This window comes from Winogradskyella schleiferi (assembly GCF_013394655.1).
GTDB classification, from domain to species: domain Bacteria; phylum Bacteroidota; class Bacteroidia; order Flavobacteriales; family Flavobacteriaceae; genus Winogradskyella; species Winogradskyella schleiferi.
The window spans coordinates 469,662-483,745 of the sequence record NZ_CP053351.1 but is presented as its reverse complement, the minus strand read 5'-3'; the positions used below and the strand labels follow the sequence as shown (position 1 = coordinate 483,745).

General features: G+C 34.1%; 10 protein-coding genes and 1 pseudogene. 1 reads left to right on the top strand and 10 read right to left on the bottom strand.

The features are described from left to right. Positions 1-286: 286 nt before the first annotated feature. The 8 genes and pseudogenes from HM990_RS02125 to HM990_RS02095 form a co-directional block, all read right to left on the bottom strand. Positions 287-2,569 carry an NADP-dependent malic enzyme gene (locus HM990_RS02125; RefSeq protein WP_178987355.1) on the bottom strand — a complete coding sequence of 761 codons (2,283 nt, stop codon included), beginning with the start codon at positions 2,567-2,569 and terminating at the stop codon, positions 287-289. A gap of 414 nt (positions 2,570-2,983) precedes the next feature. Then, positions 2,984-3,514 (bottom strand): fasciclin domain-containing protein, encoded by a 531-nt coding sequence (locus HM990_RS02120; protein ID WP_178987354.1) that lies wholly within the window; start codon positions 3,512-3,514, stop codon positions 2,984-2,986. 34 nt (positions 3,515-3,548) lie between these two features. Continuing rightward, positions 3,549-4,133: a DUF4136 domain-containing protein gene (locus HM990_RS02115; protein ID WP_178987353.1), complete on the bottom strand. Its 585-nt coding sequence runs from the start codon at positions 4,131-4,133 to the stop codon at positions 3,549-3,551. A gap of 138 nt (positions 4,134-4,271) precedes the next feature. Further along, positions 4,272-4,376: pseudogene (locus HM990_RS19780) on the bottom strand (tRNA epoxyqueuosine(34) reductase QueG); the annotation flags it as partial. 231 nt (positions 4,377-4,607) lie between these two features. Beyond that, positions 4,608-6,347, bottom strand: a complete 1,740-nt coding sequence (locus HM990_RS02110; protein ID WP_178987352.1) for an alpha-amylase family protein — start codon at positions 6,345-6,347, stop codon at positions 4,608-4,610. A gap of 12 nt (positions 6,348-6,359) precedes the next feature. Beyond that, positions 6,360-7,298, bottom strand: a complete 939-nt coding sequence (locus HM990_RS02105) for a carbohydrate kinase family protein (protein WP_229719346.1) — start codon at positions 7,296-7,298, stop codon at positions 6,360-6,362. A gap of 14 nt (positions 7,299-7,312) precedes the next feature. Beyond that, positions 7,313-8,647, bottom strand: a complete 1,335-nt coding sequence (locus HM990_RS02100; protein ID WP_178987351.1) for an MFS transporter — start codon at positions 8,645-8,647, stop codon at positions 7,313-7,315. Positions 8,648-8,795: 148 nt separating this feature from the next. Continuing rightward, positions 8,796-11,426, bottom strand: coding sequence for a TonB-dependent receptor (locus tag HM990_RS02095; protein ID WP_178987350.1), 2,631 nt, complete (start codon positions 11,424-11,426; stop codon positions 8,796-8,798). Positions 11,427-11,584: 158 nt separating this feature from the next. Here HM990_RS02095 and HM990_RS02090 point away from each other — a divergent pair, with 158 nt between their 5' ends. Further along, complete coding sequence (locus HM990_RS02090; protein ID WP_178987349.1) at positions 11,585-12,613, top strand: LacI family DNA-binding transcriptional regulator; 1,029 nt, start codon at positions 11,585-11,587, stop codon at positions 12,611-12,613. On the opposite strand, the gene queG is transcribed toward HM990_RS02090, so the two are convergent. Together queG and HM990_RS02080 are read right to left on the bottom strand one after the other, a co-directional pair. Beyond that, positions 12,610-13,533, bottom strand: coding sequence for a tRNA epoxyqueuosine(34) reductase QueG (gene queG / locus HM990_RS02085; protein ID WP_178987348.1), 924 nt, complete (start codon positions 13,531-13,533; stop codon positions 12,610-12,612). The genes HM990_RS02090 and queG overlap by 4 nt on opposite strands. A gap of 27 nt (positions 13,534-13,560) precedes the next feature. Beyond that, positions 13,561-14,070, bottom strand: a complete 510-nt coding sequence (locus HM990_RS02080) for a nuclear transport factor 2 family protein (protein ID WP_178987347.1) — start codon at positions 14,068-14,070, stop codon at positions 13,561-13,563. Positions 14,071-14,084 lie beyond the last annotated feature (14 nt).

Below are 14,084 nucleotides of genomic sequence, written 5' to 3'. Positions count from 1 at the left end.
TTCTCAGAGAATCGCTGAGGAAAAATAAGGGTAATGATACTATAAAATCTGAAATATTGAATGATGGAATAGTTGATTGCGCATGCCGCGTACTGAAGCTATGAATGTTGTGTTAAAGTAAGAAGCTCAAAAAACTTATGGACACTACAGCATTTGGCTAATGCAGTAAGTAATGAAGAATATATTTTATGACTTTATTATTTTACTGAATACTAACCACTGCCAACTGAACGATGCCTACTAAGCACTTTACACTTATTACTTTACACTTCCTACTTTACACTTCCTACTTCACCTTACTCTTATCTCGTTCTTGAGCATCAACAACAGCTATTGCAGTCATGTTTACAATTTCATCTACACTGGCGCCCAATTGTAATATGTGAACCGGTTTACGCATTCCCATCAGAATTGGTCCAATAGATTCCGCTTTATTGAGTTCTTTCAGCAATTTATAAGTAATATTTGCAGCATCTAAATTTGGAAAAATGAGGGTGTTCACTTTACGACCAGCCAATTTAGAAAATGGAAAAATATCTTGAAGCATTTTCGGGTTTAAAGCAAAATCGGTTTGCAATTCGCCATCCACCACCATTTCAGGATAAGCTTTATGCAAGTAAGCTACTGCCTCCCTTACTTTTTCAGCTCGTGGATTTTCAGATGATCCAAAGTTGGAGTAAGAAATCATTGCTGTTATTGGTTCTATCCCAAACATTTTGGTTACCCTTGACGTCATTCGAGCAATTTTAGCTAAATCTTTTGCTGATGGATCAATATTTATTGAAGTGTCACTCAAAAACATCGGGCCTCGTTGCGTCATCATTAAGTTGGTTGCCGCCACTCTTGTCACACCATCTGCCATTCCAATTAATTCTAACATAGGTCTTACTACCGAAGGATAGTTACGGGAATAACCTGTAATTAGTGTATCTGCATCACCAACATTCACCATCATGGCTGCAAAATAGTTACGTTCGCGCATTACTTTTTCGGCCGAGTATATCGTTACACCTTGACGTTTGCGTTTTTCCCAATACGCTTTTGCATAGCGATTTTTTCGTTCAGTTTCTTCATCGGATTTAGGGTCGATGATAGGTACATCGGCATCAAATTCAATTTCTTCCATTAATGCATTGATAGTTTCTTTACGTCCTAACAAAATTGGAAGTGCGATACCTTCATCATAAGCGATTTGAGCGGCTTTTAGAACATCGAGTTGATCGGCTTCGGCAAAAACCACACGTTTTGGATTTGTTTTTGCTCTGCCCAATAATAGCCTAACTAACTTATTATCTGAACCTAAGCGTTCCAATAAGGTGTTTCTATAACGGTCCCAATCTTCTATCGGTTCTTTGGCAACACCACTTTCCATAGCAGCTTTCGCTACAGCAGGAGGAACTTCTGCTATTAATCTTGGGTCAAAAGGTTTAGGAATTATATAATCCTTTCCGAATGTAAGTCTCGTTTCGGAATAGGCAATGTTTACTTGTTCTGGTACTGATTCCTTTGCTAAATTAGACAAAGCCTTAACAGCTGCCATTTTCATGGCTTCATTAATCTTTGTAGCTCGAACGTCTAATGCACCTCTAAAAATAAAAGGAAATCCAAGCACATTATTTACTTGATTAGGATGGTCGCTGCGACCTGTTGCCATAATAATATCGTCCCTTGTATCTATTGCAAGTTGGTAATTGATCTCAGGATTTGGATTGGCCATAGCGAAGACAATTGGATTGACAGCCATGGATTTCAGCATCTCAGGCGAGACAATATCTGCCATAGATAAGCCAATGAAGACATCTGCATTTGTCATAGCTTCATCAAGTGTATCTATTTTATGGTGCGTAGCGAATTCGGCTTTTTCCGCGCTTAAATTCTCTCTGTCGTTTCTAATAACACCTTTACTATCTAGCATTACAATATTTTCACGTTTAGCACCAAAAGCTTGATACAAACGTGTACATGAAATTGCGGCAGCACCTGCTCCACTAACCACAATACTCACTTCTTCAATTTTTTTATTAGCAAGTTCCAAAGCATTTAACAATGCCGCTGCCGAAATAATAGCTGTGCCATGCTGATCATCATGCATTACAGGAATATCTAATTCTTCCTTTAATCGACGTTCAATTTCAAAGGCTTCAGGCGCTTTGATATCTTCAAGATTTATACCACCAAACGTTGGTGCGATATTCTTTACCGTTTCAATAAAAGCATCTACATCTTCCGTATTGACTTCAATATCAAAAACATCGATATCTGCAAAGATTTTAAAAAGCAAACCTTTACCTTCCATAACAGGCTTTGAAGCTTCTGGCCCAATATTTCCTAAACCTAAAACAGCTGTACCGTTGGATATTACGGCTACTAGATTTCCTTTAGCTGTGTACTTATAAACGTTATTGACGTCTTTAGCTATTTCTAAACAAGGTTCTGCTACACCAGGAGAATAAGCCAAAGATAAGTCTCGCTGAGATGCGTACTTTTTAGTAGGAACCACTTTTATTTTACCTGGTGTAGGCTTGGCGTGATACACTAAGGCTTCTATTCGTTTGCTTTGTTTGCTCATAATTGGAATGGAATAAGACCCAAAGATACAATGAAAGAATTATAATTTAATCTTTAAGAAACTTAATATTCAGCTTTAAAACATAACATTTTTATTTCTTTGATTGCAGACTTCTATACTATATTCATAAAGGTATTCTCAATATTTTTTTCAACTCTGTTGATTATATCCAACAATTATTTAAAAGGACTTATATGTATAGTATTTAAAACCAAAGACAAATTGTTTTTAGAGACTGACCAGAAATTCAATATGTTAAAGAGCTTGATCGATTTAATCGTTATTTTCATTATAATTTAGAAAATTCCAATGATCATTTTTAACTGAAGAATTATAAGAGAGTTAGTTTAAAAAAGCAATCGTCCCAGATTTCTAATCTAAGACGATTGCTTTAATAATAGTTTAAAATTTCGATTATTTAGTAACGCTAACCACATCGTTCACTACATGTACTAAACCATTTGCTGTTTCAATATCTGAAGCGATAACTTTCGCACCACCAATAAATACAGAATTACCATATTCAGAAATTTGAATCCGATTGTTATTATCTAAATCCAATATTTTGAATTCTGTGAGCTGGTAACTTTGAATTTTTGAAGCTGTAAAATGATTGTTTACAAATTTAACCAACATAGCTCTATTTTTAGGGTTGGTCAATTCAGCAAATCTTTTTATACTCATATACTTGAAAGCTTCGTTGGTGGGAACAAATAAGGTATGCTCTTTTTCTGTCATTGCCAAGGAAGTATCCAGACCGGATAAGGTCAATAAATTTGCAAAGATAGAGAGATCCTTATCCATATAAATTAAATCTATTGTTTTGTATTCTTTTGTGTTGTCTACACCTGAAAGAGGTGCCATTGAATCTTGACTAAAGCCTAAAGTACTTATTAGCATTAGTGCACCTGCCAAGAATAAATTTTTAATGTTATTTGTTTTCATAATAATTTGTGCTTTATAGTTAATAATTAAGTTTTTACTTTGGAAATTCGTCAAACATATCATCGACAAATTCCGATATGGCCTCCGATTCATTTTGCTGAAATATAAGATTAGATGCTTTCCCTTCCCAGACCACATTTTTACTATCTGTGTCCACTAGTCTTAAGAGTAACATGCCTTCCTTATATTTATTGACATCCGTTTCATAACCTACAAGTTTAGAATAACCATAATAATTATTATAGTAATAATCTTGATAGTAAGGACTTACAGGATACATTCTATTATAATATCGAGGATATGTGGCATAAACCGGATCTTGGTCCACCGTCTTTTCAATATCTGTGGATGTACTCAGCAAAACCAACAAATCTGGATTGTTCCGTTCTATAGTATAACCTTGATTTTTCATGTTTTGGTTAACACTTTCAATCACCGACATTCCTACATTACTATCGGTTTCGAATTTCTCTAAATCGTCAAAATTACTGTTAGGGAGATACGCAAAAGTTTTATAATTGCTCAAATCTGTTGTACCCATTTTTTCTGTTGTTAATTTTGGCCCACAAGCGAAAAGGGTGGTTATTAAAGCCAATGCCATTATTTTTAAAATCTTCATATACATCTTATTAGGTTCCCTTTTAACTTACATGTTATTGGTCTAAAACATGTTCTGTTTTAAAGATTTTCTTAACGCAGATGCTTAGGAGGTGGTTAAAATGATGTTAACGACAGGATATTGGGTTTAAAAAATGAGCTAATCTTTAAGAAAATTAATATTTCGCTCCAAACCGAAAAACTTAGTACGCTTTACAGCAGATTTTTGAAATACCTTTCTAAAAGTATCTTCGGTAATCTTTTCCTAATTTTTTTGATCATAACTCAAACTTTTTTTCTTCTAAATATTGAGTTCGAAACTAAAGTCCACCTATTTTAAGCAGTAATTTTAGAGTTTAAGTATAACGTTAAACATTTCATTTCGGATTTATAATGTAGGATTTGGTGATTACTAGCTTTATGAGTATCACAATTTCGAAAAGATAAGAGATAGTTTTTTTCGTAAGTATTCTGTAGAATTTAGTTTTAAATAGGGTTAAAAATTTAATACAACAATTTTATCACCATTTGAATACGTTATTGAAAGCTTATAAGAAATTAGATTTAACTCAAGATGCGCAAAAGCACCATTGTTTTTCCAAACCATATCAATTTCATTATCCGAAGTATCCTTAATTGTTAGCTTACCAAAAAATGCTTTTGAAGTGTTTCTTAACCTAATTATTTTAAGTTGATTTTTTACAATGTCTGTTTTTAAACCAGCTCTTACATCATTTAGGCTTAACGTTGTGCGATTAATTTCCTTATGCCCTCCGTTACCTGCTTTGTCCGCAGCCTCATAGTTATTTTTCCCTACGAATAAATCAAGATACCAAATTTGTGGAATGCCTGGCATAAATAATTGAATGGCTCTAGCGGCGAGTAATTTTTGTTCATTCTCTTTTAAAGCACTAAAATATGTGGCATTAATTTGATAATATGATATCTTTTTTCCAGATGGATCATAGAGGTTTTTAACTCGTCCGCCACGCTCCATTATGACATTCATTATATCTTCTATTTCTTTATCTTGAAGTAAACCTTGATTATAAATTCCATTGACTTCCTTTCCTTTTAAATCTAAAACAGGAATGCCGTCATGGCAGCCGAGCATATTTACAGTTTTATAATCTTTATCAATAATTTCCTTAGCCCATTTTAAAAGTGCCTTATTACTTCCTTTTTCTAGGGTATGAATGACTAATCCAGGTAGAAAAAAATCATAAATGTGATAACCTTTCTCTGCAACTTCATCATGTAGATGTAAACCATATTCCGCATGGATTTCTGGTAAAAGTGTGAGATCATTTTTGTTTGCTATTTGTTTTATTCGCTCCAAATGTTGCCATGTACCAGGTTTATTAAAAAAGTTAGATTGACCAACTTCTTTATGCAAATAAGCAAATGCATCTAACCTTAATACTTTACAACCAAAGCTTTTTACTTTGGCTAATGTGTCTTCATAAAACTCCCAAACTAATTCAGAATTGGCATTAACATCCATTTGCCCTAGATAGGTACAGTTTCTGTCTACTACTTTTAATATTTCAGATTTTAAATGATTGTATTTTTTAAAGTTAATAGCACTTATATCTTCATCACCTTCTATGACCTTATTAACTTTTTCTACTATTATTGTTTTGTCGACGTTATTTAATTCTTTTATGCTCTCTAAATCAGCTACAGTAATTCTATTGTAATTGACCTGCTGATAGAACGTATTCCAATACGGTCGTTTTGAACCATCTGGAAACGGTACTTTTAAAATAGGTAACCCCGATTTTCTCATGAATAACTTGTTGAGAAATTCTTTTTTAGGAATGATTATACCATCTTCATTTTTACTCCCATGTCCTTCCCAAAACGTATTCCAATTAATGAAAAAATCCTTGTATTTAGAGTCATCACCATATTTCAATAAATCCTTGAACTGAGGTGAGGCTACCGATAGATGATTTAAAACAATATCAAATTTCAACATGATATTTAACTCATTCAATACTTTTAAATCGTCTTTAGAAACCAATTCTTTATTAAGGTTGTAATCTATAATGGAGAAACCGCGATCTAAATCACTATTAAAAAAGGTGGGCAAAACATAGAATAAAGAAAATGCATCCTTAAACTCTGGCAATTGCAGCATTTCAATAGTATCACTTAATTTTTTACCTATACTATCAGGATATGCATTTAGCATTACACCATTAGAAAGGTTTAGGCTTTCACTTTTGATCATAATAATATGGTATTATAACAGTTTGGATAAAATATCAATGTTGTCTGGTAGTCTTCCAACATTTTGAAGTTTTAATGCTGCTAGCTTTAATGCCACTTTTAGACATTCTTCTATTGGTTTATCTTTGATATAAGCGAATAAGAATCCTGACCAAAAGGCGTCTCCAGCTCCTGTAGCATCCATAACATTTTCAACTTTAATGGCTGGCAATTCTATAACTGGCTGATGTTTTTGAGATAATTTAACTCCTTTACTTCCTAAAGTTAAACAAATCGTTTCGACACCTTCCTTATGAAAAAACTCAAAGATTTCATCATGTGGTAAATGGCGTTCAAACAGTCTTGACATATCATCTTCACTAATTTTAATCAATGGATTAAACTTGCAATATGCCTTGATAACGCTTAGGGCATCTTTCTTATCCTCCCACAATTCATCCGCATAGTTAATATCGATGCTTAACTGACAGCCCAAATTGTACGCTTCTTCTGCCTTTTTTAAAATAGTAGCTTGAGCAGGGTTTTTACTAAGTGCAAAACAAGTGGTATGGTAAATTTTGGTGTTTGCCAGCAATGCTAATGGAATTTGACTTTCAGAAATCCGATAATCCGCTTCACGGTAAGGGATAAAATCTGGTGTATTCTGAGATCTTGATACAAAAATAACACTCGTTGGTTTATTATTAATTTTATTAATGGAATTTGTATCGACTCCAACTTGATTTAAACGTTCATAAATATACTCCCCAAAGCCATCATTCCCGACAGTGGCAACCATTCTAGATTTTAGTCCTAGTCTTGCTGCATTCATTGCAACGTTGGTTGGTGAGCCTCCTAAATACCTGTGATAATCTCTTGTGTTGTTAATATGAACATCTTTTTGATGCCCAATAAAATCTATCAGTACCTCACCAATACACAATATATCTATATTCTTTATACTGTTTTCCAAAACAAATTCAATTCTTAATTATCAATACTTTTTTCTTCTAGAATTTCCTCAGGTTGTTTTAAACGCAATGCCAACATACCTGCAATAACGAAAAATACACCTCCAAACAGTATCGCATTAACCGCACTATTGTTTAATAGATTCTTAACTATTGGACCAAAGGTTAATGTTTGAATTCCCATAGGAATTACAATCATCATATTCAAAATTCCCATATAAACGCCTCTTCGTTCTTGAGGTACTATTTTAGAAACCATTGAATATGGAATTCCCATCATGGCCGCCCAACCAATTCCGAATAAAACCATTGGCAATAATACCATAGTGGGATCTTGAATATTTGGAATGGACAACATCGCTATTCCTGTTAAAAACAAACTTAAGACATACACTTTTTTTCCTCCCCATTTTAAGGCTAATGGTACTAATGCCAAAGCAAATACTATGGTAGAAATGTTGTAGGTTGTGTTCATTTTAGCCGCCTGACTTAAAGCTTGGGATTTATCAAAACCTACACTTTCTTCAAACATTGGTGAAATAAATTGCCAGTAAATGAATAGTGCATACCATTGAAAGAGATACACTCCAGCAAGCTTCCACATAAATTTAGGCATGTCTTTAATAGCCTCCCAAATTTCTATGAACGGTGTTTTAACACGTTCAGAAAAAGGTAAGGCCTTATGCTTATTAATTTCTTCTAACTCATCCGCTTCAGGTGGTATCTCTGGTGTTTTTAAAACAGACCACAAAATCGTACTTATTGATAAAATGGCACCAATATAAAAGGAATAATATAACCATTTCGGAATTGACTTTACCGTTTCATCCACAACTTCTTGGCCACCGAACCAATCTTGAAATAGAAATATCGATGCATTTGCCAAAACAATACCAGCACCAACAAACAAACTTTGCATCTGGTAACCAAAACTTAGCTGTTTATTTGGTAATTTATCACCAACAAAAGCTCTGTAAGGTTCCATTGCCATATTATTTCCAACATCTAAAATCCACAATAAACCAACTGCAAACCATAACGATGGGCTATAAGGAAATGCAAACAAACATAAACTTCCTATAAGCGCACCAATTAAAAAGAATGGTTTTCTTCTTCCCCATTTCGGCGACCACGTTTTATCTGAAATCGCACCAATTATAGGCTGAATAATCAAACCTGTTATTGGTCCTGCTAAATTTAATAAAGGTAAATCCTCATGACTTGCACCTAAGAAAGAAAAGATAGGATTAACTGCTGTTTGCTGCAAACCAAAACTGAACTGAATTCCAAGGAATCCCACATTCATATTAAATATTTGCCAGAAACTTAAGCTTGGTTTTGTCTTTAACATGGTTTTCAATGTCTGGTATAGTTAGTATTTAGTTAAATAGCAAAGTAATCATTTTAAGAAAAAAAAGAGCCAATGATAAAACATTAACACCGACTCTTTTTACCAATCAATCAAACTTAAGAATCTAACTAACTCAAATATGTTTGTATTAGAATTTATAATTTAATCCTAATGAAAGCGATCTTCCTGGCACTGGTCTTACTCTTAAATAGTTAGTCTGACCTTCTACTATACTTCCTTCTTCAGATTCAGTTATTCCTAATGTGTCAAATATGTTGTTAGCTGATAAATTTACGAACAAGTTGTTAGTGACTCCGACATTAATAAAACTATTGATTATTACAAAACCAGGTAATACTAATTCGTTTGAATCTTGAGCATAAGCCTTACTTTGACCAATGAAACTAAGTCCGAAGGAATTTTGCTTTTCACTACCAAAATTATATGTAGGAATTAAATTGTAAATAAAATCTGGTTGTCTCCTTGGAGTATTTCCCTCATTATCACCAGAATCAATTTCTGCATCGGTAAAAGTTAAAGCTCCACGTACATCAAAATTATTAAACCTATATGAACCTTCAATTTCTATACCCAAAGACTTATAATCATTTTCAATAATACTGTTTGAAGTGGCTTCAAAACCACCTTCCTCAGTTGTTTTGGCATAAAACAAAGTGGCGTATAACGAACCATTCTCAAACCCTCTTTTATAACCTACTTCAGCTTGGTTAATAAAATCTAAAGCATTAATTCTATCGCCGTCGGTATAATCTAAGCCTGCAAATAAAATACGGTCTGCTTTTGCTGCTGCACCTCTACTGTATCTTGCGAAGACAGCTTCGTTATCTTTTAACAAGAAGTTAGCTCCTAAGGAATAAGATACATAGTTATAATCATAATCTACTGTAGTTGGGTTTGCTAAATCTATAGACTGAACTGATTGCTCTGGTAAAGAAATTTCACCATCATTGTTAACGTCATATTCAGACGTTACAGGGCCAGAAAATGAGCCATCAACTTTACCATTATCGAAACGAATACTAGCATCAATATTAAATTTTTCAGATGCCTGTACTCCAACCGCCAAATAAGGTGCAGATGTATTATAACGTGTATCATAGCTTCGCTGGCAACAATTCCCAAAGAATGCTGCTCCATAACCTACAAGTCCATTAGTAGAAAGTGGATCTCCATTGGAATCTAAAGCGTCGATAAGTCTTGCATTATCTCCGGCAGCTTCAAGTAAATAAGAGTTCCACAACCATGACATTGACACATTTTGAATGCCTTTAAAATAACCGAGAGTAACATCGACTGCATCAAAATTCTTGGTTAAACGAATGTCGTTCATAAAATTATTGAAGTTGTTTAATTGCGTATCGAACAATACTACAGGTGTTAAAATAGAACTATCACTAACAGCACCATCTCCATTGGCATAAGCTAATGAGCTGTAACCATTGTTTGTCGCAAAATCTCCGGCTAAAAAATCTGACGCTGTTGACACACTCGCTGGAAACGGAGAGTTGAAACCTCCTTTATTCATAGAGAATCTACCATTATTTTTTATTTTAAAGCCATCACCTAAATCAAATGATGCTTCTAATCCAAACGAAGTAGAAATCGGATTCATACCATCGCTTACATCAGAACGACGTAATTCTCCGCTCTCACCGACACCGACGTTTTGAGATAAATATGGTGTGTGTAACGTTTGACTATTCGCATCAAAATTAGGAATGTTCTCAAAATTCGGATCCGAATTTGTGCCTGTTACTTGAATTGGGTTAGGTAAATAAGCAATTGCTCTATCATTCAAATATTTTGCATATACTCTAACGTAACCTTTATCAAATTCCTTCGTTAAATTAAATTTAAATTGTCCTCCATTATTAGCGGTATAACCAGCATCTCTAATACCTTCACCTACACGATAAAACCCACCCATGTGAAAATATAATCCTTCACCTATTGGTGAACCATAATCGAAATCGGTTCTAAATGAACTGTAATCTAAACCAAAAGAAGTTCCAATAGAGCCGCCTTCTGTCTTACCAGTTTTACTAATTAAGTTAATTATAGCACCTGGAGAGTTTGTAGATAATGTAGATGCAGAGCCACCTCTGATAGCTTCAATTCTACCTATATTATTATCAAATCTCGTGAAAATATCTGCTGTGGCAAAAGACATATCACCAAATAATAACACTGGTAAACCATCTTCTTGAAGTTGTACATACTTAGAACCACCTGAAGATACTGGCACACCACGAACTGCAATATTAGAGTTACCTTCACCACCTGAAGATTCTGAACGAATACCAGGAATAGTTCTAAAAATTTCTGCTGTTGTCCTAGGAGCTGACTCTTGAATTTTATCTGGTCTCATCGTAGTTACAGACACACTAGACTCAATTTTAGATCTTGGATTTGTTACGCCTGTAACAATCACTTGATCTAAAGATTCGGCATCTTCGGCCATTGTAATGTCAACAGTAATATCACTACCATCGATTGTAACTGACTTTCTAAATGTTGTAAAACCCAAATAAGAACCTACAATGGTGTATGTTCCATTTTCAACATTAGTAATCACATAATTTCCATCTAAATCGGAAACGGCACCTTTTGATGTACCTTCTAAAATTACATTAACACCTGGAAGTGTTATGCCCTCAGAATCCTTTACGACACCTGAGATACTGCTCTGTGCAGAAACTGCTGCTGTTACCATGGTAAACAGAAGCAATAAATACATTTTGTTTTTAATTGATTTCATTTTTAAATGTTGTTTAATTAGTATTTTATTAGCGTAATATTTATCAAATTTATAGTTAAGATTAAAAATATTTAAGAAATTCGTATCGAAAACGTTTTCGATTTACCGAAAACGTTTTCGAATTTGTTACTTTTGTATCCTATTTATCTTTTTTAATTATGAAGGAAGTTACTTTAAAAGAAATTGCAGAAACTCTCGGAATGTCCGTTTCAACCGTTTCAAAAGCGTTAAAAGATTATCCTGATGTGAGTAAAAAGACAAAGCGTTTAGTTAAGGAAACTGCAGAAGTTTTAAATTATAAACCAAATGCATTTGCTGTCAATCTTAGGACTAAAGAATCAAAAACGATAGGACTTATCATTCCAGAGGTTGTTCATCATTTTTTTTCAAGTGTTATAAAGGGCATTATTGCTAGAGCCGAAAAAAAAGGTTATCTCGTTATAATTCTTCAGTCCAATGAATCTTACGAGCTCGAAAAGAAGCAATTAGATTTATTGTTAAGCAAAAGGGTTGACGGCATCCTTATCTCTCTTGCCAATGGAACTGGGGATTTCAAACATCTTAACAACTTAATATCCCAAGAATTACCTCTGGTGATGTTTGATAAAATCGCAAAAATTGTAAATTGCTCAAAGGTAATAATTGATGATCGGAAAGCAGCTTATATGGCTACTCAACATTTAATTGATTCAGGCTGTAAACGTATTGCTCACTTTAGAGGCCCTCTTTTACCTCAAAACTCAATTGACCGTTTCCTTGGATATAAAAAAGCTTTGATGGATAATGGTTTAACATACGATCCGTCTTTAGTCTATATCTGTGAATGTGGCGACAATAGTTTTGAAGAGGGTAAAGAGAATGCAAGAAAATTATTTAACGATCATAAAGATGTCGATGGTATTTTTATCAATACAGATTTAGTAGCAATTGGAGCCATGACAGAATTTAACAAATTAGGAATTAACATACCTGAAGATATTTCTATTGTTGGGTTTAGCAATTGGTTTATGTCTTCAGTGATATCCCCAACCTTAACAACCATTAATCAACCGGGTTATGACATGGGGAAAGAAGCATTTAAACTTTTATACAAGGAGATTAAAAAACGAAAACAAAATTTGCCAGTAAAATTTAAGACCGTAGCGTTGGAAACTAAACTTATTAAAAGAGCATCGACCAAGAATTAGTCCTTAACAAACTTAATATTCCGTTCCAAACCAGAAAACTTAGTACGCTTCACTGCGGACTTCTGAAAAACTTTTCTAAAGGTATCTTCGGTAATCTCTTCCCAATCTTTTTTGGTCATATCCAATAATTCGGGATGTGGATTGAATAAGGGTTCTTTGTGCGGTTTGGAAAAGCGGTTCCAAGGGCAAACATCCTGACAGATATCGCAACCAAATATCCAATCGTTAAATTGACCTTTGAATTCTGAGGGTATATGTTCTTTAAGTTCTATAGTAAAATAAGAAATACATTTACTGCCATCTACCACATAAGGTTCTGTGATGGCTTCTGTTGGGCAGGCGTCTATACAAGCTGTACATGTACCGCAATGGTCGGTCACTGGTGTATCGTATTCGAGTTCTAAATCGATGATTAATTCAGCAATAAAATAAAACGAACCTACTTGTTGCGTTAATAGGTTGGAGTGTTTTCCTATCCAACCTAAACCCGATTTTGCTGCCCAAGCCTTATCTAAAACTGGTGCCGAATCTACAAAAGCTCGACCACCAACCTCGCCAATTTCATCTTGTATATAATGTAAAAGTGATTTTAATTTGTCCTTTATAACGAAATGATAATCTGTTCCATAAGCATATTTTGATAACTTATAGGAATCCTCATTTTGTATTTCAGAAGGATAATAATTCAATAATAACGACACTACACTTTTTGAACCTTCAACAAGCAAAGTTGGATCTAAACGCTTATCGAAATGGTTTTCCATATAACGCATTTCGCCATTCATATTCTTATTTAACCACGCCTCTAAACGTGGAGCTTCTTCGTCTAAAAATTGTGCTTTACTTATGCCACATGACAAAAAACCGAGGCGTTTGGCTTCGGTTTTTATAAGTTCGGTGTATTGCTGTTTATGATTCACAGCGTAAAGTTACTATTATTTATAACATTAATCTGCAGTGTTCAAAGGTGAATGATGTTCATGAACAATTTTCCATCCGTAGTTTGTTCTTACGAATAATAATGTTGTTTGTTCTTTAATAACAGCTAGATTATCCCCAAATTTTATTTGAAAATCAGACTGAAACGTCATATTAGCTACATCACCATAAACGGCGACTTTAAAATCGTTTGTAGCAAAGCTTACTACTTCGGTTACTGCACCATAAGCTCTTCGTTCGTAAGCTTCGTTTGCTGCTCCATCATTTACTACTTCTCCATTTTTATATTCAGTAAACTTTGGACTATAGCCGTGAAAGGAAATCAGCTTATCCATATCACCCTCTCTAACGCTTTGTTCAATGGCAGCCCAGGTTTCGATCACCTCTTGTTTCGCTTCAGGGTATTGCGTATTGATTAGGTCTTCACGGTCGTTAGTTTGCCCATCGTCACTGTTACAAAATCCCACAATAAATAATGCACAGATAATAAGGAATGTAATTTTAAATTTAGTTTTCATAATGTTATATAAAT

Coding starts and splice junctions, on each gene's coding strand:
- HM990_RS02095 (WP_178987350.1), bottom strand. CDS start 11,426: ATGAAATCAATTAAAAACAAAATGTATTTATTGCTTCTGTTTACCATG.
- HM990_RS02110 (WP_178987352.1), bottom strand. CDS start 6,347: ATGATCAAAAGTGAAAGCCTAAACCTTTCTAATGGTGTAATGCTAAAT.
- HM990_RS02115 (WP_178987353.1), bottom strand. CDS start 4,133: ATGAAGATTTTAAAAATAATGGCATTGGCTTTAATAACCACCCTTTTC.
- HM990_RS02100 (WP_178987351.1), bottom strand. CDS start 8,647: ATGTTAAAGACAAAACCAAGCTTAAGTTTCTGGCAAATATTTAATATG.
- HM990_RS02080 (WP_178987347.1), bottom strand. CDS start 14,070: ATGAAAACTAAATTTAAAATTACATTCCTTATTATCTGTGCATTATTT.
- HM990_RS02090 (WP_178987349.1), top strand. CDS start 11,585: ATGAAGGAAGTTACTTTAAAAGAAATTGCAGAAACTCTCGGAATGTCC.
- HM990_RS02120 (WP_178987354.1), bottom strand. CDS start 3,514: ATGAAAACAAATAACATTAAAAATTTATTCTTGGCAGGTGCACTAATG.
- HM990_RS02125 (WP_178987355.1), bottom strand. CDS start 2,569: ATGAGCAAACAAAGCAAACGAATAGAAGCCTTAGTGTATCACGCCAAG.